The sequence below is a fragment of the Mycoplasmopsis bovirhinis genome, assembly GCF_900660515.1.
Classification (GTDB): domain Bacteria; phylum Bacillota_I; class Bacilli_A; order Mycoplasmatales; family Metamycoplasmataceae; genus Mycoplasmopsis; species Mycoplasmopsis bovirhinis.
In genome coordinates, this window is sequence record NZ_LR214972.1 from 435,108 (window position 1) to 458,856 (window position 23,749).

General features: G+C 28.5%; 22 protein-coding genes. 3 read left to right on the forward strand and 19 right to left on the reverse strand.

The genetic code is table 4. The features are described from left to right. Nucleotides 1-47: 47 nt before the first annotated feature. The 4 genes from EXC44_RS01810 to EXC44_RS01825 are packed head-to-tail and all read right to left on the reverse strand — an operon-like array spanning nt 48 to nt 2,399. The gene (locus EXC44_RS01810) at nt 48-488 is read right to left on the reverse strand and encodes a restriction endonuclease subunit S domain-containing protein (protein ID WP_129621436.1); all 441 of its coding nucleotides are present in this window, start codon (nt 486-488) and stop codon (nt 48-50) included. Nucleotides 489-518: 30 nt separating this feature from the next. Beyond that, the gene (locus EXC44_RS01815) at nt 519-1,088 is read right to left on the reverse strand and encodes a restriction endonuclease subunit S (RefSeq protein ID WP_165001841.1); all 570 of its coding nucleotides are present in this window, start codon (nt 1,086-1,088) and stop codon (nt 519-521) included. A 30-nt stretch (nt 1,089-1,118) separates the two neighbouring features. Beyond that, on the reverse strand, nt 1,119-1,748 hold the full coding sequence (locus EXC44_RS01820) for a restriction endonuclease subunit S domain-containing protein (RefSeq protein ID WP_129621440.1): 630 nt from the start codon (nt 1,746-1,748) through the stop codon (nt 1,119-1,121). A 21-nt stretch (nt 1,749-1,769) separates the two neighbouring features. Next, entirely contained in the window at nt 1,770-2,399 is a 630-nt protein-coding gene (locus EXC44_RS01825) for a restriction endonuclease subunit S domain-containing protein (protein WP_129621440.1), read from the reverse strand. Nucleotides 2,400-2,567: 168 nt separating this feature from the next. On the opposite strand from EXC44_RS01825, the gene EXC44_RS01830 reads away from it, so the two are divergent. Further along, nucleotides 2,568-5,678: a type I restriction endonuclease subunit R gene (locus tag EXC44_RS01830; protein ID WP_129621444.1), complete on the forward strand. Its 3,111-nt coding sequence runs from the start codon at nt 2,568-2,570 to the stop codon at nt 5,676-5,678. 713 nt (nt 5,679-6,391) lie between these two features. Here EXC44_RS01830 and EXC44_RS01835 read toward each other — a convergent pair. The 11 genes from EXC44_RS01835 to EXC44_RS01885 all read right to left on the reverse strand — a co-directional run bounded on the left by EXC44_RS01835 (nt 6,392) and on the right by EXC44_RS01885 (nt 15,726). After that, on the reverse strand, nt 6,392-7,015 hold the full coding sequence (locus EXC44_RS01835; RefSeq protein ID WP_129621446.1) for an IS30 family transposase: 624 nt from the start codon (nt 7,013-7,015) through the stop codon (nt 6,392-6,394). Continuing rightward, nucleotides 6,967-7,578, reverse strand: a complete 612-nt coding sequence (locus EXC44_RS01840; RefSeq protein ID WP_129621448.1) for a hypothetical protein — start codon at nt 7,576-7,578, stop codon at nt 6,967-6,969. Before EXC44_RS01840 ends, EXC44_RS01835 begins: the two co-directional genes overlap by 49 nt. 110 nt (nt 7,579-7,688) lie before the next feature. Further along, entirely contained in the window at nt 7,689-9,239 is a 1,551-nt protein-coding gene (locus EXC44_RS01845) for an MYPU_1760 family metalloprotease (RefSeq protein ID WP_408634242.1), read from the reverse strand. Next, a complete protein-coding gene (locus EXC44_RS01850; RefSeq protein ID WP_129621452.1) occupies nt 9,215-10,177 on the reverse strand; it encodes a hypothetical protein in 963 nt (320 codons plus the stop codon). Before EXC44_RS01850 ends, EXC44_RS01845 begins: the two co-directional genes overlap by 25 nt. 152 nt (nt 10,178-10,329) lie before the next feature. After that, nucleotides 10,330-12,420, reverse strand: coding sequence for an elongation factor G (gene fusA / locus EXC44_RS01855; protein ID WP_129621454.1), 2,091 nt, complete (start codon nt 12,418-12,420; stop codon nt 10,330-10,332). A gap of 26 nt (nt 12,421-12,446) precedes the next feature. Then, nucleotides 12,447-12,917 (reverse strand): 30S ribosomal protein S7, encoded by a 471-nt coding sequence (gene rpsG / locus EXC44_RS01860; protein WP_129621456.1) that lies wholly within the window; start codon nt 12,915-12,917, stop codon nt 12,447-12,449. Nucleotides 12,918-12,969: 52 nt separating this feature from the next. Beyond that, entirely contained in the window at nt 12,970-13,380 is a 411-nt protein-coding gene (rpsL, locus tag EXC44_RS01865; protein WP_099309117.1) for a 30S ribosomal protein S12, read from the reverse strand. Nucleotides 13,381-13,705: 325 nt separating this feature from the next. After that, nucleotides 13,706-13,960: a hypothetical protein gene (locus tag EXC44_RS01870; protein WP_129621458.1), complete on the reverse strand. Its 255-nt coding sequence runs from the start codon at nt 13,958-13,960 to the stop codon at nt 13,706-13,708. 224 nt (nt 13,961-14,184) lie between these two features. Next, nucleotides 14,185-14,511: a hypothetical protein gene (locus EXC44_RS01875; protein WP_129621460.1), complete on the reverse strand. Its 327-nt coding sequence runs from the start codon at nt 14,509-14,511 to the stop codon at nt 14,185-14,187. A gap of 56 nt (nt 14,512-14,567) precedes the next feature. Beyond that, nucleotides 14,568-15,425: a S8 family serine peptidase gene (locus EXC44_RS01880; protein WP_129621462.1), complete on the reverse strand. Its 858-nt coding sequence runs from the start codon at nt 15,423-15,425 to the stop codon at nt 14,568-14,570. Beyond that, nucleotides 15,346-15,726: a hypothetical protein gene (locus EXC44_RS01885; protein WP_129621464.1), complete on the reverse strand. Its 381-nt coding sequence runs from the start codon at nt 15,724-15,726 to the stop codon at nt 15,346-15,348. Before EXC44_RS01885 ends, EXC44_RS01880 begins: the two co-directional genes overlap by 80 nt. 656 nt (nt 15,727-16,382) lie before the next feature. Between EXC44_RS01885 and EXC44_RS01890 the strand changes: the two genes are divergently transcribed. Together EXC44_RS01890 and EXC44_RS01895 are read left to right on the forward strand one after the other, a co-directional pair. Further along, nucleotides 16,383-18,164, forward strand: a complete 1,782-nt coding sequence (locus tag EXC44_RS01890) for a S8 family serine peptidase (protein WP_129621466.1) — start codon at nt 16,383-16,385, stop codon at nt 18,162-18,164. Further along, nucleotides 18,127-18,936 carry a hypothetical protein gene (locus tag EXC44_RS01895; protein WP_120160527.1) on the forward strand — a complete coding sequence of 270 codons (810 nt, stop codon included), beginning with the start codon at nt 18,127-18,129 and terminating at the stop codon, nt 18,934-18,936. Before EXC44_RS01890 ends, EXC44_RS01895 begins: the two co-directional genes overlap by 38 nt. A gap of 102 nt (nt 18,937-19,038) precedes the next feature. On the opposite strand, the gene EXC44_RS01900 is transcribed toward EXC44_RS01895, so the two are convergent. The 4 genes from EXC44_RS01900 to EXC44_RS01915 all read right to left on the reverse strand — a co-directional run bounded on the left by EXC44_RS01900 (nt 19,039) and on the right by EXC44_RS01915 (nt 23,662). After that, nucleotides 19,039-19,251: a hypothetical protein gene (locus tag EXC44_RS01900; protein ID WP_129621468.1), complete on the reverse strand. Its 213-nt coding sequence runs from the start codon at nt 19,249-19,251 to the stop codon at nt 19,039-19,041. A 301-nt stretch (nt 19,252-19,552) separates the two neighbouring features. After that, complete coding sequence (locus tag EXC44_RS01905) at nt 19,553-19,825, reverse strand: hypothetical protein (RefSeq protein ID WP_120160532.1); 273 nt, start codon at nt 19,823-19,825, stop codon at nt 19,553-19,555. A gap of 287 nt (nt 19,826-20,112) precedes the next feature. Further along, nucleotides 20,113-21,105 (reverse strand): TMEM164 family acyltransferase, encoded by a 993-nt coding sequence (locus EXC44_RS01910; protein WP_129621470.1) that lies wholly within the window; start codon nt 21,103-21,105, stop codon nt 20,113-20,115. Nucleotides 21,106-21,175: 70 nt separating this feature from the next. Next, nucleotides 21,176-23,662, reverse strand: a complete 2,487-nt coding sequence (locus EXC44_RS01915; RefSeq protein ID WP_129621472.1) for an MYPU_1760 family metalloprotease — start codon at nt 23,660-23,662, stop codon at nt 21,176-21,178. Nucleotides 23,663-23,749 lie beyond the last annotated feature (87 nt).

Here is a 23,749-nt window from a genome sequence, read left to right on the forward strand (position 1 = left end):
AATGTTAATCTTCTTTTTATTTTGAATTATTTGCTTGAAATATGAGTTTAATATTTGTTTTCTTTATGGTCTACATTAGCATAAACTAAGAAATTTATTGATTTTGAAGCATGCTTTATTGTTGTTCCATATGTATGAATATCAATTATTTGTTTATTAATTTTGCTATTTATTTCAAAAAAGACTAGGCCTTTATCTTCATTAAGACAAATAAGTTTATCTATACCAGAAGAATATGCTCCAACTAGATCTATATTATTTCTCCCTGGTGCTCCATCAAAAGTTACAAGTATATCTTCAAAATCTGCATATGTGTAATTATTCAAAGTATCAACAAATGTATTTCCTAAAGATTTTAAATCACCAACTCTAATGTAATTGATTTGTCCAGGGTTTTTAGTTTCACTATATTTAGATGAACCAACCTCAAAACCTTTTTGAAATTGAACTATATTAGTTAGGGGATATAATTTCTTGATTTCATTCAAATTATCAACATTAACAATGCTGTTAATTAACTAGAAGTATTTATTTAATAAATGTTGTTTTATTTTTTGTAATACAATATTCTTTTGTTTATATTTTGATATTAAGTTATAAATTCTAGCGATTCTATCATCAGTTATTATAGAATAATCATTTAATGTAATTGATATTTGTTCGATCATTGATTTAGTAATAAATTTTATGACTGAACCCGATGAATTGATATTTAAGTTATTCGTCTCAAATTCGCACGCTTTTTGGAATAAGTAAAAATATTTTTTAGGTGTTAGCACATAGGTTCTTTGATATGCATTAAATTTTCCGTCATAGTATTTACATGAGATGACACCATTCCCAGATATAATTATTGCTTTACAATTGTACGCATAATCATCAATATATAAACATTCACTACCACAAGTAAAAAATGGGTATTTTCCGTTTTCAACAGCTGAATTAACATTTATCTTTCCTGTTTTTATTTCGGAATAATCACCTAATTTTGCACTAAGATTGTTATGTGCTCTGTTTAAATAATCTTTATAAATTAAGTCACTATAAATGCTTAATTTATCAATAATTCTGTTGTTAAATTCTATCAAATCATCAACACTACCGATAGTGTTAACTAACTAGAAGTACTTATTTAATAAATGTTGTTTTATTTGCTTTAATTTTTCAATCTCGTTTTTAATTTTTAATTCTATATTTAAAATATTTTCCATACTTTCCTGATATTTAAATAATATATCCTTACTTAATAATGGCATTTTTATACCAATAAATGTTTTTTCATTTAAAGATGGTCTAGTTGATGCTTGCGATGATAAATATAACAAGTCTTTTATTTTCTTTTGTGATAGAAAATCTCTAATATATTCTATTTCGTAAAAATTTTTAGGAATAATTTTAAACAAAGCAACATTAAATGCTCCTACAATACCATATCTAATGGCCCCTGCATCTCCATATTTATCCATCATAATATCAGAAATACTGCATAAATGATTTCTTTTTGAGATTGGAATATATGTAAGATGTACATCTGAGCTATAATCTCTGTTCTGGACAAATCTTACATATCCTGGCATAAGTTCATATACATGTTGCTCCTTAGGTGGTTGGGAACCATTTTCTAATTCGATGTGTTCTAAAATATCTTCTTCTAAATTAGATAATGAAGCGTATTTCATGAATTTAATTCTGCGATATTCTTTGATTTTTAATATTATTTCTTGCTTTTTCTCTATCAAATCATCCACACTACCGATAGTGTTAACTAACTAGAAGTACTTATTTAATAAATGTTGTTTTATTTGCTTTAATTTTTCAATCTCGTTTTTAATTTTTAATTCTATATTTAAAATATTTTCCATACTTTCCTGATATTTAAATAATATATCCTTACTTAATAATGGCATTTTTATACCAATAAATGTTTTTTCATTTAAAGATGGTCTAGTTGATGCTTGCGATGATAAATATAACAAGTCTTTTATTTTCTTTTGTGATAGAAAATCTCTAATATATTCTATTTCGTAAAAATTTTTAGGAATAATTTTAAACAAAGCAACATTAAATGCTCCTACAATACCATATCTAATGGCCCCTGCATCTCCATATTTATCCATCATAATATCAGAAATACTGCATAAATGATTTCTTTTTGAGATTGGAATATATGTAAGATGTACATCTGAGCTATAATCTCTGTTCTGGACAAATCTTACATATCCTGGCATAAGTTCATATACATGTTGCTCCTTAGGTGGTTGGGAACCATTTTCTAATTCGATGTGTTCTAAAATATCTTCTTCTAAATTAGATAATGAAGCGTATTTCATGAATTTAATTCTGCGATATTCTTTGATTTTTAATATTATTTCTTGCTTTTTCTCTATCAAATCATCCACACTACCGATAGTGTTAACTATTAAGATATTATATACACTTCCCAATGCATAAAATTACTCTTCTTTTTGATATAATAGATAAGAACTATTTAATACAAAAATAACCTAATCCTATAACATTAAAAAATATAATTTTACTTACACTAAATAATATAGAAAGTTACATTTATGCTAAAAGAAAAAGACATTGAAATAAGCATTATATCTTTACTTGAACAAAAAGGTTATCAATGGATAACTATTGATAATGATCATTGAATCCAAACTCGCAATTTGGATGATTTTATTAATGAATCTTTATTAAGAGATTCATTAATAAAGATTAATAAAATTAATGATCATAATGTCATTCAGGAAGCTATAAATTCTATTAAAAACCTTGATAATCCTTCATTATTTGAAAGGAACTATGCTTTTCATAAAATATTGGTTGATGGTATTACAATTGAATCAAAGGATTTTTTAGTAAATCCTTTGATTAGATTTGTCGACTTTACTAACCCTGAGAATAATACTTTTCAAGTTGCAAACCAAGTTAAATTCCAAGAGGGACAGAAAATGAGGATTCCTGATGTTATCATTTATATTAATGGAATACCTTTAATTGTTATGGAATTAAAATCATTTAATGAAGATGCTCAAGAAGCAACTTTAGAACATGCTTATGCTCAGCTTGGTTCTAATTCAGAACATGATGGTTATAGGTATGATATTCCAACTTTATTTAATTACAATTCTTTTTTAGTTATTTCAGACGGTATTGATACAAAAGTTGGGACTTTAACATCAAAAATAGATCGCTACAATGAATGAAAGAGTGTCTCGGGTGAAAAAGGTTATAATGATGATTATATTAATAAAATCGATGTTTTTATCAATGGTTTATTTGATAAAAACAGGCTTATCGACATTATCAAAAATAACATTTTTTACATAATTGATAAAAATGATAAGCCAATTAAAATTATGGCCCAATACCACCAATATTTTGGTGTTAATAAAGCACTCAATTCAATTATAAAAACAGTTAAACCAAACGGAAATGGTAAAGCTGGTATTATCTGACATACACAAGGCAGTGGAAAATCTTTTTCAATGGTGATGCTTGCACATAAATTACTAATTGAAAAAGAACTTAATGTTCCTACAATTGTTTTATTAACAGATCGAATTGATTTAGATATTCAATTATATAAAACATTTTTTAGTGCTAAAGATTATTTAAAATGTGAGCCAGTAATAGCTAGTTCACGCGAAGATCTAGTTAAAAAACTCTCAAATATTAAACAGGGCGGGATCATTTTAAGTACCATTGCTAAATTTGATAAAGAACACTTACCAAAAAATGAGCGCAATAATATTATTGTTATGGCTGATGAAGCTCACCGTGGCCACTACGGAATTTATGAAACTGTTTCATATGAAAAAAATGCTGAAACAGAAGAAATGGAAGCCATTTTTAAATATGGTGTAGAGAAATATATTAGAGATGCTCTACCTAATGCAACGTTTATTGGTTTTACAGGAACTCCTGTATCAACTAAAACAAAACAAACAACAGATATTTTTGGCGAAATAATTGATGCGTATGATATGACTCAATCAATAATTGATGGTTCAACAGTTAAATTGTATTATGAATCACGTTTAGCTAAAGTTTGAACTAATGATGAAGTACTCAAAGAAATAGATCAATATTACAAAGATTTAGAAAATACACAACAAGCAGATACAAAATCCATCGAACGTTCAAAAAATGAAATGTCTAAGATCAAACAAATACTGGAAGACCATGACATGATTAAAGTTTTTGCAAGTGATATTATCGAACATTATGAAAACCGTAAGGGAATTATTAACGGCAAAGCAATGATTATTTGTCAAACTAGAATTGCTGCATCTAAACTATATAAAGAAATAATCTCTGAATATCCAGCATACAAAGATAGCGCTATCTTAGTTGTTACTGAATCAAACAAAGACCCAGAAGAGCTACGTAAATTATTTGGTAATAATGCATTACGTAAAGAATTGGGTGATGAATTTAAAAAAGATACTTCTAGATACAAAATTGCAATTGTTTGTGATATGTGATTAACTGGTTTTGATGTACCAGACTTAGAAGTTATGTATTTTATTAAACGTTTAAAATCATACAACCTAATGCAAGCAATTGCCAGGGTAAACAGAGTTTATCCTGGAAAATCCTCTGGTTTAATTGTTGATTATATTGGCTTAAATAGTGCATTAGAAGAAGCCTTAGATCAATATACTATTCGTGATAAAGAAAATAACATACAAGATATTAAGAATGAAATTTATAACGTAATCAAAGAAAAATTAAGCATCCTTAATGAATGGTTTTATAAAATACCAAAAGATAAATTTTGAGCTAATGATTCTTTAACTAGATTTCGTGCAATTCAAGAAGGTGCACAATTTATCCTAGAAGATAAAACAAGACGTGAAGATCCCTTTATGTTTGATTTATCATTTTCTTTAAAACAAGCGTTTGTGGTTTGTGCCGGAATTGTTACTAAACAAGAAAGAAAAGAGATTCTTTATTATCTAGCTATACGAAGTTATATTTTAAAACTTCGTAACAAACCAGGTATTGTATCTACCAAAGAGATGAATGAACATGTATCACAGTTACTCGCGGAAGCTATTAAAGGTGATGAAGTAAGATCATTAACAGCAGAACAAAAATCGGATTTTAATGCAATTGAATTATTGTCAAAAGAGAAAATTGATCAACTTCGCAAAAGTAATCCTCCCCACATCTTTGTCGAAATAGTGAAAAAATTACTAGAAAGAGCAATTGCTGAATCTCGTAAACACAATTATTTTAAATCGCAAGAATATTCAAAAAGGCTTAGAAGGATTCTTGAAGAATACCATGGCCGTGGTGCAAGTTTTACACCCGCTTTAACAATTTTGCAACTGACCGATTTTGCTAGTGAAATGGTTGCTGATGAATATGAGGCACAAAAACTAGGGGTATTTGGACGTGAAAGAGCTTTTTATGATGCACTAGCACGGGATAAAAATGCTCAAGAATTACTTGGTGATGATACATTAATCCTTATTGCTAGAGAACTCAAAGAGGTTGTCGAAGAATATGCACTAACCGACTGAGCAGCAAAAGAATCTACACGCTCACAAATGAGGATTAAAATTAAAGAATGCTTAAAGAAATATAATTATCCTCCCCAATATCAAATATTGGCAATTAAAGATGTAATTAAGCAAGCAGAATATATAATGCTTGAAGATTAAAAGTTAAAATATATTATCGTAAAACGTTTTAATAATTAAATTATAGAAAATGATACTAAATGAACAAAGATGGACTACATAGAAATTTATGAAAATTTAGCTTAAAAAAAGTTTTTAGAATCAAAAGAAGAAATAGTTAAAAAAAGTAAAGCCATACAGAAAGCTAACATTTTCATGTTAGCTTTCTGTATGGCTTTAAACCAGTGAAATAGTACATTGCAAACTAAAAATAATTTTGTTATTTTCCTGTATATAATTATGTTATAATAAAAAGGTGCTATGTATATTTAAATTTACAAGCACAAAAAAATTAAAACAATTTTAATTGTTAAATAGTGAAAAATGAAGCGAGGAAAATTTAATTTAATATGAAAAAAAACATTAAAAAAACTAATATTCTTATCCTTAGTTAGCAGCCCTGCTATAGGCTTACTAGGGTTTGGAGCACTTAGGCCAATAAGTGCTGTAAATGATATTATAACACAAAAGATAGAAAGAGTCAATATAAAAAACTCATTTTTATCAACTGTTTTTTGGAAAAGTCACATGCGAGATATTAACAAAATAATTGTCTTTTAATTTTAACATAAATTTTACATAAAAAATGTATGCTAAAACAGAAAACACACTAGTGTTTTCTCGTCGGTTTTGCTTACTTTTTCAAAAGTAAGGCCCCCTTGATTGCAATCAAGGGCGGGGGATTTAAAAAATTTTTAGGTTATCTTATATTGCCGTACAACTTGTCGGTAGTTATTTATTTTATCCATCATATAATCAATTCCATGCTGAGAGTATTTATCAAAGCTTTTTCCTTTGGGAATGTAATACCTAATTAAGCGGTGCATATTTTCTATTGAACCTTTTTGTCATGAACTATATGGTTGGCATTTAAATAATCTTTCAGTTGGAATGACATGGTGTAATAAGACATTTTCACTACCATTATCAACTGTTAAAGTTTTAATGTCTAAGCTATGTTTCTTGATTAGTTTGAGAAGAGTTTGTTTTATAGCTTTGGAGTTACGTTTTGAGAGCATAGCATAAGACATTCTGGTTTGCCGTTCAATTATGGTTACAATACAATATGTATCATTGATTTTTCCAATAACTGTGTCTAATTCAAAATGACCATGTTCTAAGCGATCATTAATATAATCTGGACGTTTTGAAATTTCTGTTGCATATTTTAATGTTTTAGGTTTGGTTTGTTTTTGCTTCCGTGTTCCATATTTTCCTTCAGATTTTTTGACAATGTGGTCAAATTCAAGGAAATAAGGGTATTTTTTAATTATTTTATAAATTGTACTAGGTGAGGGAGCAAATTCATCAGGTGATATTTTTTTTTAAAAGAATTGACAAGGTATGTAACTGATTTCTTAACTTCTTTTTGAACTAAATTCTTTTTATTTCTATTTTTATTGTATGTATTAAGTTCACTATACCAATACTTTCTGTAGGCCTTTCATTTCTCTTTAATTGCATCACTTAAAAAAAAGAGTCGCGAAAATGAATAGCCTAATAAATGTTCGTATAGCTTCGCAAAATTAAGAGTTTTAACACTCATTACTCTTTTTAAGCACTTAGGACAAACATAGCGATTGTGTTTATCTAAACTCAATGGTCTGCGATTTGTAATAATTTCGATTTTACTTTTTATGCTTCGAATGTCTCTATCAAAAATCTTAGCTACTTCTTGGATTGAGAAGCCTTCAGAAAGTTCTTGTAAAATATTATAAAGTTGTTCTAGATCGATTTGGCTTGTTCGTAATTTTCGTTGCGTCTCAAGTGCTCCTTGCATTTTCAAAATAGTGTTGTGATCCTCTTCAATTTTAAAATGTTGATATTTATTTTCTTTTCGATATTTGTCAAAAACACAAATATATTTTTCTAAATTTTTCATATAATTTTAAAGTTTCCTTTCATTTTTTAAAATTTATTAATACAACTATTTTATTACAAGGCAGACAAAAACAATGTCACATGCAAGTTTTTTGCATGTGACATTTCTAATTAATATAGTTTTTTAACAATTGTTTTACCATCAATATTTTTTATTATAAATTTATCAAAGTTAGAAACATTATGATTTGTGTTTCTTTGGTTTGTTACAGGCCGTTGAGTTGGCAAGGTTATTTGTGATGAATTTAACTCATTTTCTGTAACCTTGCCATCTTTATTTAGATCTGTTCAAAGGTATACTTCTGAGTTTTCTTTCACTTCTAAAAAATCCTTAGTAATATAACTTAAATAATTATTATATCCGATATTATTTGGGTATAATCTATTGCTAATTTGTTTTTGGCGGTCCTCAGTAACTATTTTTTCTCCCTTATCATCTTCAGAATATAAATTAGCGCCTTGATCAAAGTTTTGAAGACCAAAGAAGTTAAAACTATTAGAATATTCCAATAAACTATGTTTATATTCACCATTAGCATCCTTTATAACTAAACCATCAACTTTATGATTTGCATCAATAAAGGCAGAGAATTTAAGCCTATCTGGTCAACCTACTACACCTGCACCATATCCTGGTTGACCATCTGTTACATCTGAGCGATAAAATACTTGGCTAATAGTTTTGCCATATCCCATGGTATCTAAAAATAATTTATAAAATTCTTTTGATCGAGATCTAGTTTTTTCTGGCGCTAATTCACCTATTTCGCTTTCAGATCCTTCATTTTTAAATCTAAATTCATTTATTTCAAATACTGAATTAGGCATAATTGCAACATTATGTTTAGTTGGATTATCTAAGCCATTACCCAATTTATCAAACCAATATCTCGCAGTTAAAGAATCAAAATTATTTAAATATGTATGTGATCAATCTTCGGTATTATGACTTGGATAAAAAAACACCATTCATTGATTATTTTGATTTTGAGTATAGTATCTAAGTCCAAATCAATTAACCGTACTTTGCCTTGCATCATGCCTTTGTTCTGATTTATTAAGATCATTAATTGAAAAGTATGATTCGTAAGCATACTTAGTATATTCTCTAGGAACTAATTCAGTCATGCTAAAAGTATATTTTAACCTGTTAATACTTGTAGTATACACCCCACTAGGTGACACACTTAAAGTTTGACTTTGAGATTTATTTTTTAAATGTTCTGGTGTATTTAATTCATTGGCTAAACGTCACATATCATTGATTGATAAGTTGTTGTACAATAAATTCTCTTTGTTTTTAATATTTAATTTATCTAAAACTTCATCACTTAGATAACCCTTTTGCGGTACATCATAACTTAATAAATTGTAAAAATTACTTACAAAATAAGAATTTCAAAATTGCCTTTGGCCATGTGAATGTCCTTGATGACCAAAATTAGCTGCAGGATTATAATAAAGTTCAGTAGTTTTCATTTGGTTAATACCTTTTGCTTCTTGGTCTGTAACATTTAATTTATTGCCTTCAATTAATCATGTTTCAGCATAGGTCATGGATCAATGGTGCATATATTCGTGGAAGATTGTTTGCATTAAGCTACCAACTATTTCATATAACGAAAAACCTTTATTATTTAAGTTTGTTCCGTTAACATAAATCCTTTTTTCAAGTGGACGATATAGACCAAGAGATGACTTGTTATTTCTGCTACGTTATTAATAGTAATAGAGTCCAGATCCTTTACTTCTTGCCCATATGGTATTTTATGCTTAAATTCATGGGCTATAAGTAAAAGACCTTCTTTATTAAGTAAGTATAGAGGACCACTTTGGTTATATCCATAACTATATTCTTTAAAGATAATTCCAGTTATTTTATCTTTATATTCTAAATAAGATAAACCATTATAGGATTTTTGTTCAACTTTATTTAGATCTTCATATAAGATATAGTTTAATTCATTTAACTCTTTTTGCTTTTCTTGCGAGTTTAAAGAAGAAAAATATCTTTCCCCTTCACTTATTGGAAGAAATTTATTTATTACTACTTTTTCTTGTTCAAGTGATTTTTCTGGTTGGGTTGTTCCTGGATCATCAACCGGTGTTTTTTCTTGTTCTTTGCTGCTAGATGTTTGGCCACTATTATTTTGATTATTTTTATCATTGTCCGTGTCTGGATCATTTATCTCTGAATCATTGTTGCTTGGCTGCTTTTGGCTTCCAAGATTTTCACCTGGTAAATTAGTTTCATTAGTTTGAGATTGCTTAATTTCTGCTATTTTAGCAAGCAAATCATCTAATAAACTTTTTTCTGCAGTAAGTAATTGTTTAACATTGTCCTCTAATAATGAAAAAGCATTTAAAGCAACATTCACACTATTTTCATCTTCTAGGGTAATATTATCTTTATTTTTGCTTAAAATTCCTGCATAAGCGGTTTTAAAATTATTTACAGCAATTTCGGATGGATCAGGCTGTGGCTGTGGAGATGGTTGATCTGGTTTTTGCGGTTTTTCAACACTAGCACATGATATCATTGCAAATGATGAAATTGCTACTAAATTTGTAGATATAAGTAAGAATTTACTTCGTTTCATTTCATTATTCCTTTATTAAATTTTATATATTAATTATATAGATTAAATAGATATTAATAAAGCAATTTAAAATATTTTTCTAAGAAAACTTTATGTTGTCTAACTAATTAATAAAAAATATCTTGCAAAGCAAGATATTTTGATTCGAAGAATTAATCCTCGTCTTTAGATTGTAAGTTTCTTCTTTTAATAATTTCATCAGAAATGTTTTTAGGTGTTTTTTCGTAATGATCAAATTGCATTTGGTAAGTTCCACGACCTGAAGTCATAGATCTAAGTTCTGTTGAATAGCCAAACATTTCAGAAAGCGGAACCTGTGCTCTAACAACAACGGCTCCATCATTTCTTTGTTCTTGGTCATTAACAATCCCTCTACGACGTGATAAATCACCAATTACATCTCCCATGTGATCTGAAGGAACAACAACTGAAACATCCATAATTGGTTCAAGTAATACTGTTCCAATTTGATCTTTAGCTTTAGTTAAAGCTTTAGAAGCAGCTATTTTGTAAGCCATTTCCGAAGAGTCGACGTCGTGGTATGAACCATCAAATAAGGTAGCTTTAATATCAATCATTTGATATCCAGCTAAAATACCAGCTGCCATTTTTTCTTCAAGACCTTTTTGGATTGATTTAATGTATTCTTTAGGGATTTTACCACCAACAATTTTATCCACAAATTCAAAACCACCATCTGGGTTAGGTTCAAATTTAAGTCATACGTGCCCGTATTGTCCTTTACCACCAGATTGTTTAATGTGTTTTCCTTCGACATCAGCTGTTTTAGTAATTGTTTCACGGTATGAAACTTGAGGAGCTCCAACTTTAGCTTGAACACCAAATTCACGTTTTAGACGGTCTACAATAATATCAAGGTGTAATTCACCCATACCAGCAATAATTGTTTGACCTGTTTCTTCATCTGTATAAGTTCTAAAAGTTGGATCTTCAGCTGCCAGTTTTTGTAATCCTAATGAAAGTTTTTCAGTAGCAGCTTTTGATTCAGGCTCTAAAGCTTGTGAAATAACTGGTTCTGGGAATACCATTCTTTCTAGAACAATTTTTGGTGATTTTTCATCAATTAAAGTGTCACCAGTTGTTGTGTATTTAAGACCAACAGCTGCCGCAATATCTCCAGCACGACATTCATCAATTTCAACACGGCTGTTAGCATGCATTTGTAATACACGGCCAATACGTTCTTTTTCACCCTTAGTCGAGTTAAATACGTAGCTTCCTTTGTTTAATACCCCACGGTATACACGGAAGAAGGTTAATGAACCAACAAAAGGGTCATTCATAACTTTAAAAGCTAAAGCAGCAAAGTTTCCTTCATCGCTAGCTTCAACTCTAACTTCATTTTCTCCTTCGTGTGCTCGAATAGCAGGGATATCTAAAGGTGAAGGTAAATAATCAACAACTGCATCAATCATTTTCTTAACACCTTTGTTTTTAAATGAAGTTCCACAAACTACTGGGAAAAATTCAGAAGTTAAAGTTGCTTTTCTAATAGCAGCTTTAAAGGCATCAAGTTCTACTTCTTGGCCTTCTAAAACAGCCATCATTAATTCTTCATCAAAAGCAGCAACTGCTTCTAATAATTCTTGACGTTTGATTTCAACAATTTCTTCTAAGTCTGCAGGAATTGCTGTTGGAAACTCTTCTTCTTGAGGCTCACCATTATATGTATAAGCTTGTCTTGTAACTAAATCAATAACTCCTTTAAAGTCCGATTCAGCTCCAATAGGTCATTGAATTGCTACTGCATTTCCACCTAATCTTTGTTTTACAGATGCAACAGAAGCAGCAAAATCAGCTCCTGCTTTATCCATTTTATTTACGTATACAATACGTGGAACTTTATAATTAGTTGCTTGTCTTCAAACTGTTTCGGTTTGAGGTTCAACACCAGATTGAGCATCTAAAACAGCGACGGCTCCATCTAAAACACGTAATGAACGTTCAACTTCAACAGTGAAATCAACGTGTCCAGGGGTATCAATAATATTAATTCTTTTACCTTTTCAAAAAGCAGTAGTTGCTGCTGAAGTAATAGTAATACCTCTTTCTTTTTCTTGTTCCATTCAGTCCATTTGCGAAACACCATCATGTGTTTCACCAATTTTATGGATTTTACCTGTATGGAATAAAATTCTTTCTGTTGTGGTAGTTTTACCTGCATCAATGTGGGCCATAATACCAATATTACGGTAATCTTTTAAATCGTAATCTCTAGCCATGATATCAATTAAATTTAACTAAAAGACTATCATCTGAAGTGTGCAAATGCACGGTTAGCTTCAGCCATTTTATGGGTGTCTTCACGTTTTTTAATTGCTCCACCTGTTTTCTTTGATGCATCGATGATTTCATTTGCTAAACGAACATCCATTGTTTTTTCGTTTCTTAATCTTGCATATTGCACTAATCATCTAAGTGCTAATGTTTGTTTTCTACGAGCAGTAACTTCAGTAGGTACTTGGTAGTTTGTTCCTCCAATTCTTCTAGTACGTATTTCCAATTGCGGTGTAATGTTTTCGACTGCTTCTAAAAACACTTCCATTGGTTCTCTACTTGTTTTTTCTTTAATAAGTTCAAATGCTGAATATAAAATATCTTGAGCAATTGATTTTTTTCCGTCAAGCATAATTTGGTTAATTAATTTTGTAACTACTACTGAGTTAAAAACTGGATCTGCAAGTACTTCACGGATTGGTGCTGATTTTTTTCTTGACATTTTGTCCTCCTTAATTTTATATTGAAATTAATTAATAATTATACTTAAAGTATTATTTAGCTTTTTTAGTACCATATAAACTACGGCCTTGGTTACGTTTTGCAACACCAGCTGCATCTTGGGTTCCACGTACGATATGGTATCTAACCCCAGGTAAGTCTTTAACACGACCACCACGAATAAGCACAACAGAGTGCTCTTGTAAGTTGTGTCCTTCTCCTGGAATGTAAGCTGTAACTTCCATTTGGTTTGATAATCTAACACGAGCATATTTACGTAAAGCTGAGTTAGGTTTTTTAGGTGTCATTGTTGCAACACGGGTACATACACCACGCTTAAATGGTGAAGCCATTTTTTTAGCTTTTTTAATTAATGAGTTATATGTAAGCGATAAAGCCGGTGCATTTTGTTTCTTCGTTTTAGAAACACGACCATGATTAACTAACTGATTTGTTGTTGACATTGTGATTCCTTTCTTTATATATTTTAATTTGTTAATGTTGTTAATATAAATAAATATAATTTTACAATTACAAAAATAAAATTATGATTTTATTATACCATAACAACTGATCCTAGTGTATCATAAAAAAATTTTTTTATGGCTACATAATATACATAAAAGTTATTAAGTGTTAATATTTTTACATGAAAACTAAACAAAAATTAACATAAATATAAAATATATTACTAAAACATAATATGTAACTAAATTTTATTATTCAATTTTTTAAATGCAAATAAAAAGTTAACATGTAGTAGTGTTAACTTTTTAGTATTATAAAATATTAGATATTGCTATCTTTGGGGATATTAAAAGTAAAGTTATAATTATCTAAAGAATCTAACTTATTAATAACTATATAGTGTATTGTTGATGTTGTGCTTAGTGCCTGACTAGCTACACCTCTACCTGATCCTTTTGCTTGAATTTCTACTAATTTATATTCAAGGTTTATGTTTCTATCAAGGATATTAACTTTTTTAATTCAATATCCAGAACCTTTTACAACCTCATTAATGCTTCCAGTGTGATAGTTCAACCCATTGACAACTAAAATAGTAGTTTTACTAAAATCGGTGTTTTTAAAAATATCTTTAATGTCCTTATATTTATCGGAAGTTAGCTCATGATCCGAATTAATTAAACTAAAAATCTTATTTTTATTTAATTTTATATTTTTTTCTTGCCATTTATCAATAACCTCTTTTCGGGCTTCGGATAACTTTGCGCTCTTTTGGGCTCTATCTTTTTCGTCATAATTTGTTATAGGTTTAGATATTTATTATAAGCATCATTATGCTTTTTTATAACTTCTGCATGTTCATTTTTAAAAGCGTCATCAAAAGATGAACTTTCGACTAATCTATCATAATTAACACTAGATCACAAAGCACTATCTATATGCACAGACCTGTTAGGATAATGAAATCTCACAAGTCTTTGACCATCATCAGTTTTTGATTCAGAGGAGTAAGGGTCGCTTGTTAAATTAGAACATGAAATAGCTGATATTGGAATAAGAGTAAAACAAGGAATAATTAAAGAATAAAATAATCTTTTAAATTTAGTTTTTTGGTCTTTTAATTGCATAAGTAAATGCTAAATCCCTTTTTATATCATTGCTATCATATCTTAAAAGATTAAAATTATAATATCCGCTTTTTTTGAGCTGTAAATTCTACTGTTTCAGTGTTTCTCTCTCCTAAAATAGAAGATGTTAATAAAGTATTACTTGGATCGTAAACTTTTAAATCAAAATCAACTATATTTTGCTTATTTTTTACTTCTGCTAATCATGAAATATTTGCTCTAATTGTATCTCCTTTATTTAAATAGATGCTATGGTTTGTAGTAAATTTAGGTCCCGTTTTTTTATGGTATTTAAGATTTTTAACAGCTTGATCTACAAATTCAAACTGAGGTATTCCAAACCCTGTTTCATTTGTATAAACAGCATTTGTGTATCTTGGTTTTACAGAACCTGAAATTATTGCAGATTTAGCAATTATTGAATCATGCCCTAAATTAAATCAATATGGATTTCTTTGTATAACCATTGATGTTAAAGCAGTAATGACTGGAGTTGAAAAACTTGTACCGCTTCCTGAAAAGAAGTCATCGTCGGTTCTAGTTGAAAAATTATAAGATCCACCAGATGTAACGGCGGTTATATAATTTTTATCGCTACCTATTTGACTATAATTTGTTTTAGTTTGTAAATAGTCATTATTAATAGCACCAATAACTATACTATTTTTAGATAAAGCAATGCCTGCTAATGGCTCATAAGCCTCTATAAGTTTTCCATCTTTTTTTCAAGTTTCAAAATTATTACCAGCTGATATGAAATTAACAAGTTCTGGCTTTGACTTAATTAATTCATCAAAATAATGTGAATCATTATTATATACTTGACTTTCCTTATTATTTTTTGGATCAAATACACCTCAACTGTTGTTTACTATTTTTACACCTTGTCCTAGGAAAAAAATTCATTTCCCCAGCTAGTCCATTTCAACGTGTGTTTAATTCAACACTTCATAAAGTAGCAGTGGGATTTATTCCCTTTTGTCCAACTAAAATTTCACCCACATTATTAGCATGATTGCTATATGATTCTGTATAGAAAAATTCATTTCTCCAGTGAGCTCCATTTCCATATTTTTTGTTCCAGTAAAAAGGTGATAAATCATTATTAATTACACCTTTAGCCTCTAAAATACCAACTTTAATTGGCTTCTTATTTACGTATTCTTTGAAATGTGAGAAAATTATGTCTTTTGAAAGTCCGACTAAATTATACAAATGATAGTTGTCAGAACCCCTGTAATCAAAAGCAACTCCTAAATTAAATCTTGGATTGTTATCAATGTTTATAGATGTGGTTGTAACTACACTTTCATTTTTACGTTTATTAATAAAATCTTCATGAGTATAATCGGTTTTAAAACCAAAAACACTTGAGACATCTTCGTCTTCAGTTCCATATTTATTTAGTTCTTCTTTAAACTTATCATAGTCTTGCGAGCTAGTTATAGCTATAGGAATAGTTTTTAAAAAATCACCAATAATATAAACTTATTAATTGGAAATGTCACATGCAAGTTTTTTGCATGTGACATTTCCAATTAATATTTTTTACTTATCTATGTTATGTTTGATTCTCATAAATAATTTATACCATATTTTAATTAAATTAGTTCATTTTCGTAGGGATTTACATATGGGCCTAAATAGTTGTCATTGGACACATTAGACATGTTCTCATAAAGATTTTTAAATTTTTAAAATAGTATTATAATTTTTATATAAGGAAATAACAAAATTTTTTTAGTCTGTAAGGTATTACTTCACTATTTTCGAGTGAAAAGATCTACCAAAAAAAAGAAAAAATGAATATTAGTTAGTTGAATAATTTATACTAATAATTATTAATGCTAACTAGGTTTTAAAGAGGTTTTATGTTTAAAAAAGTTAGAAATATATTTTTTGGTGCTACTAGTGTGCTAACGATTTTACCGCTAGTGAGTGTAAGTTCAAACAAGCTGTTAATAGCGGAAAATAATAATAAAAAAATCCAATATATAAATTTAAATAGTGCGTATGTTAAAGCACAGGCCGAGGAATCTGATGAAGGTAGAACTATTAATTTGGGAGCTAATCGCCTTGAAATCTTTGTGCGTTTAACACAAACACAATTGGATAAAATAACTAAATTTATTAATCATAATACAGGAAAAGATGTTCCTATATTATATCATGAATTTAGTGGTGTTTTATCAATTGCATATATAAAAAGCATCGATAACAATAAATTAAATGACCTGGTACTTAATTTTTTCAAAGATAATAATATTGAGTACACTAATATTTATTCTTTTAATACAAATACATATTATGATAATTTTAAGATACAAAAAGAAAATGGAAAAATTACCAAAGGCCAAGCATATGTTAGTCCTAGGCAAGATTACTCTCATTTTGAGCATGAATATGATAATGAATGGCTTTTTTCTTTTTTAGGTTTAGATAAAAAAACTCGTAAGGAACACTTTAATAATTATATTAATAGCAAAGTAAATATTGGTGTACTAGAATCTGGCGGAGTTGTCGAAACAGATTCTGATGCTTTTACTTGAAATAAAAAATATGGAAACGGTGTTTCTTGGCGTAATGAACTGTTTTATTATGAAAGTTGATCTAGGCATGCTACTCAGGTTGCTGAATTGATAGCAGGAAAAAAGGGAATTAATCAAACACTTGGTATTATTTCTGTAGAATTAAATTTATTTTGGACCGGTATTACGGGTGAATTAAATTACTTGTTAGGGCATACTAACATTGTAAATAATAGTTGGTCATTAGATTCGACAGGACTTGCCTGAAATAGAGGTTTATATAATTATTTGGATAATTTAATATTTAATAATCCTGAATTAATTAATATATTTTCCGCTGGTAATGGTTTTGACAAAGGAAAAAAAGAAATTGATGGTGTTCAACTATCAAAAAATAGCATAATCATAGGAGCTACTGATAATTATAATCTTGAGAAAAAATCAGGATATAGTCAAATTGGAAATAATAAAAACTTTATTTCTGTTGTAGCTCCTGGTGGTTATTATCGTTTTACAGATAGAAATAAATATAAAGATAATAATGGAAACTGGGTAACAAGAGGCTATACAAATATAGGAACTAGTTTTTCTGCTCCAGTAATTAGTACAATTGCTGGTATGTTGAAACAAAAATATAAGTGACATTTTGATTTAGGTTCTGACTCGATAATTTTTAAATCTGCATTAATTAGTGGTTCAAGAAGACCAAAGGAAATACAAAGCATATATACACCAGAAACTGGTTATGGTATTCCTCAATATGATAAAATTCAAGAAGCAATGCGCTCTTTAATAGTTTTAAAGAAAACAGATAAAAATCCTGATGTTGGGCAAAACTCAAGAAAAGTATACTTTAGTGCCGGCGAAAAAGTTCGCGCTACATTAGCATTTTTATATAATGGTTCAAATGACTCTACTGATATTGATTTTATGGTAAAGACGAAAGACGGTAATGTTCTTGTCTCTGGAATTAATGGTGATAGAAACGCGGAAGTTGTTGAGTTTGTTGCTCCGTATTCAGGGTTATATACTTTCGAAGCTTATACTTATAAAACAACCCGCAAAAATGTTGAAGTGGCAATAACTTATGTTACAGAAGACCAAAAAAAGAATCTTAAAATATAGTCTATTTGGTTTTGGATTACTTGCCATTCCATTAACACTCATATCCATTTATTTTATTGAGCGCGAAAAGATTAACAGATTATCACGCATTGGAGTACATACATATTGAAATACTACTAAAAAAGTGTGAACTAAGGAAGGTTATTCCCCAATTCTTTTTTGAGTTGATTTAGACAGAGTAACTGAAGAAGATAAGCAAAAATATCAGCAACATAAACTTTTATATCCAGAGCATCAAGAAAGCAAATATTATGATGCAACTGGAATTGCTTATAGTTATTTTAATTATATTGATTATTCAAACTATCCAAATTCAACACCTAAATGAATTACTAAAAATATTACTAAAACAACATATTTAATTAAAAGCGAAGAAGGTTTTATAAAATTATTACAAACCAAAAACCCTACTTACTACTCTGAAAAAACACAAATTACAAGCGAATTTAATGAGCTTCTAAATAATATTGATTTTAATAAACAAGATTTATTAATTTTAAATAACTATAATTCTCAAATTTTTGCTAGGTCTGACAATAGAGAAAAGAAGTTAAATATAAACGACTTAATTTTTGATAAAGATGCAAAAAAATTAAAGATTTCATTTTCATATAATGATAAATATAATTTTTATATATTACACAATGATGCTATTTATGCTTCAAATACTGCGGTAGGTAGCAATAATTGATTTAAAACATACTTTTTAATTATTGATAAAAGTGATGCAACTAGCCCTGATGATTTATATATGGATTTTGTATATAAATAATACTATCTCATGTAAAAATTAGAAAATCTATTAATTGGAAATGTCACATGCAAAAACTTGCATGTGACATTTCCAATTAATATTTTTCCCAGCAATTAACTCCTAAACCTGGGTTGCATGGCAAGATCAACTTTCATAGAAAAACCAGTGGTTCCTTCACCAAATTGGATTGCCATGCTTGCGGTTTCATTCAAAAGCTTTAGAATGTGTTTCAGCCGCACCAGGTTCTAATACTCCAACATTTATTTTTTTATCAATATATTTTTTAAAATGCTTTGTTCTAGTAGTTTTATCTAATACAACAAATGAGAACAATCTATCATTTTCTCATTGACTCTCAAAATCAGTATGTCTATATCTATTATCATTTACGCTTTTTGTCGCAATGTTTGTTTTTTGGTAACTCCCTTTTATAAAATCATCGAAGTAAACCCCAGTATTAAAATTATAAATTTTTATATATTCAATTTTGTTTTCTTGGAAAAATTTATCTATTAATTTAAATAAATAATTATTTGCAATTTTTTATCATGAGCAATTGATAATGCACCGATATTATCTTAAATTTAATAGGTATTTGGGTTCCCAATATTTCATCCAAGGTTTTGGTCAAGGATTAAACAAGATCAATTGAAAACGAACCAAAAACGTTAAATCTATTAACCCCGTAATTGATCTGTTGTGTTTCTAGTTCCTTTGATTTTCTTAAAATTAATGAATTAGTAATATTTACATCTTCAATTTTACTATTATTTAATAATCCATTAGTATATAAATTTGTGTTTAACTGCACGGTAGTAAAACCAAAGTTAATTGGTAATGCAAAAACAGCTAAGTTAAATACACTATATTTTGAGATTTTTTTAAATTTATTTTTATTAATTTTCATATTTATGCCCGTAAAAATAATATTTTTTTTGAATTGTTTAATTTTGGCTTTAAATCCAAATAATTATACAAGAAAAAAGAAAAAATAAAGTCGTTGATGATTAAAACCTTACAAAAAAATTAACATTGGATGTTAACTTTTTTTGTAAGGTTTTAATATGTTAATTTTTTAAATTAATCTTTGGTCATTTTGAGCTTAACTTTTGTTATAAAACTCTTTCATTATATAAAAAGAATATTCGTAAATGTCCGAATATTCTTTGTCTGCGTATTTATTGTTCTTGTTGCCTATTCCTCAATTCTAAAATTTAAAACTTTTTTTCAAGGAGTTTTTAGTTCATTTCAAACATCCTTAAATCTTTTACGTGTTACTTTATTAGGCATATAGTATTTATTAAATTCAAAGTCAATACTTGACATAAACATATAAAAAATATAACCAAGGATATTGACTAATACACCAGCAAGCCCAAAGATAATTGGAGAAAATGGTCATTTAGATAGTTTACCTAAAGTATTAATTCCTTTAGCACCTAAATAGAATCAATTAGATGTCCATTGGATCTGAACTCTATTATTAGAATTCTTAATTCCTTGGAATAACACGATATTACCAATTAATACTAAAACTAACATACCAAGCATCAAGGCTGACCCTTGTACAAAATTTCTTAATTTTATTTTTGCTTTTGGACCATATACAATATGGGTAAATACTGGCATAATTAAAACAAATGAGTGAGCAAAAATAAAATCTCAAAATAGAACGTTGTCATAGCCTAAGTTAAAACCAGCATTGTTTCACTCTCTAGTTCCTTCTTTAAGATTATTATATTCTCTGTCAATTTGGGTTGCAACTGGATCTGCTCCTAAATCAGCAAATAAAAATCCAAATATCGCCCCAAAGACAGCTAAAATACTTACCATATTAATTTTAGGACCTTTTTTAAATATATATAAAAGAGGGATTGTAAAACTAAAAAACCTACATAAATGCAATGGGAATAATTCTCATTTATAAGGATAATCGATTCCAATTAAAAAACCTAAGCGAATTAAATTATATATTGTGGTAAAAATACCAATTGCCACAAATAAATTTTCAAGTGATAGTGTTTTGAAAATAAATTTTTTGCCTTCTTGATTGAAATAGTTATATACCCTTTTGAGGTAAATGTATAAAAATAAGATTACAAATAAGCTGAGTACAAAAAATGATAAAAATAATGGCCTTGAACTGCTAAAATCTGCTATATTTCTGCGATAATGTCAAAAATTCATATTTCCCTTTCTTGATATTGAAAATTATCTTTTATTATACTATATAAATATATTTTAAAGTTAAATATAATTATAGTTTTTTAATAACAGTTTTGCCATCAATATTTTTTATTATAAATTTATCAAAGTTAGAAACATTATGATTTGTGTTTCTTTGGTTTGTTACGGGCCGTTGAGTTGGCAAGGTTATTTGTGATGAATTTAGCTCATTTTCTGTAACCTTACCATCTTTATTTAGATCTGTTCAAAGGTATACTTCTGAGTTTTCTTTAACTTCTAAGAAGTCATTGGTAATATAACTTAAATAATTATTATATCCGATATTATTTGGGTATAATCTATTGCTAATTTGTTTTTGGCGGTCCTGAGTAACTATTTTTTCTCCCTTATCATCTTCAGAATATAAATTAGCGCCTTGATCAAAGTTTTGAAGACCAAAGAAGTTAAAACTATTAGAATATTCTAATAAACTATGTTTATATTCACCATTGGCATCCTTTATAACTAAACCATCAACTTTATGATTTACATCAATAAAGCCAGAGAATTTAAGCCTATCTGGTCAACCTACTACACCTGCACCATATCCTGGTTGACCATCTGTTACATCTGAGCGATAAAATACTTGGCTAATAGTTTTGCCATATCCCATGGTATCTAAAAATAATTTATAAAATTCTTTTGATCGAGATCTAGTTTTTTCTGGCGCTAATTCACCTATTTCGCTTTCAGATCCTTCATTTTTAAATCTAAATTCATTTATTTCAAATACTGAATTAGGCATAATTGCAACATTATGTTTAGTTGGATTATCTAAGCCATTACCCAATTTATCAAACCAATATCTCGCAGTTAAAGAATCAAAATTATTTAAATATGTATGTGATCAATCTTCGGTATTATGACTTGGATAAAAAAACACCATTCATTGATTATTTTGATTTTGAGTATAGTATCTAAGTCCAAATCAATTAACCGTACTTTGCCTTGCATCATGCCTTTGTTCTGATTTATTAAGATCATTAATTGAAAAGTATGATTCGTAAGCATACTTAGTATATTCTCTAGGAACTAATTCAGTCATGCTAAAAGTATATTTTAACCTGTTAATACTTGTAGTATACACCCCACTAGGTGATACACTTAAAGTTTGACTTTGAGATTTATTTTTTAAATGTTCTGGTGTATTTAATTCATTGGCCAAACGTCACATATCATTGATTGATAAGTTGTTGTACAATAAATTCTCTTTGTTCTTAATATTTAATTTATCTAAAACTTCATCACTTAGATAACCCTTTTGAGATACATCATAATTTAATAAATTATAAAAATTACTTACAAAATAAGAATTTCAAAATTGCCTTTGACCATGCGAATGACCTTGATGACCAAAATTAGCTGCAGGATTATAATAAAGTTCAGTAGTTTTCATTTGGTTAATATCTTTTGCCTCTTGGTCTGTAACATTTAATTTATTGCCTTCAATTAACCCTGTTTCAGCATAAGACATGGCTCAATGGTGCATATATTCATGAAAGATTGTTTGCATTAAACTACCAACCATTTCATATAATGAAAAGCCCTTATTATTTAGGTTAGTTCCGTTAACATAAATCCTTTTTTCAAGTGGACGATATAGACCAAGAGATTGACTAGTTATTTCAGATACGTTATTAATAGTAATAGAATCTAAATCCCTTACTTCCTGACCATATGGTATTTTACGCTTAAATTCATGGGCTATTAGTAAAAGACCTTCTTTATTAAGTAAGTATAAAGGGCCACTTTGGTTATAACCATAACTATATTCTTTAAAGATAATTCCAGTTATTTTATCTTTATATTCTAAATAAGATAAACCATTATAGGATTTTTGTTCAACTTTATTTAGATCTTCATATAAGATATAGTTTAATTCATTTAACTCTTTTTGCTTTTCTTGCGAGTTTAAAGAAGAAAAATATCTTTCCCCTTCACTTATTGGAAGAAATTTATTTATTACTACTTTTTCTTGTTCAAGTGATTTTTCTGGTTGGGTTGTTCCTGGATCATCAACCGGTGTTTTTTCTTGTTCTTTGCTGCTAGATGTTTGGCCACTATTATTTTGATTATTTTTATCATTGTCCGTGTCTGGATCATTTATCTCTGAATCATTGTTGCTTGGCTGCTTTTGGCTTCCAAGATTTTCACCTGGTAAATTAGTTTCATTAGTTTGAGATTGCTTAATTTCTGCTATTTTAGCAAGCAAATCATCTAATAAACTTTTTTCTGCAGTAAGTAATTGTTTAACATTGTCCTCTAATAATGAAAAAGCATTTAAAGCAACATTCACACTATTTTCATCTTCTAGGGTAATATTATCTTTATTTTTGCTTAAAATTCCTGCATAAGCGGTTTTAAAATTATTTACTGCAATTTCGGATGGATCAGGCTGTGGCTGTGGAGATGGTTGATCTGGTTTTTGCGGTTTTTCAACACTAGCACATGATATCATTGCAAATGATGAAATTGCTACTAAATTTGTAGATATAAGTAAGAATTTACTTCGTTTCATTTCATTATTCCTTTATTAAATTTTATATATTAATTATATAGATTAAATAGATATTAATAAAGCAATTTAAAATATTTTTCTAAGAAA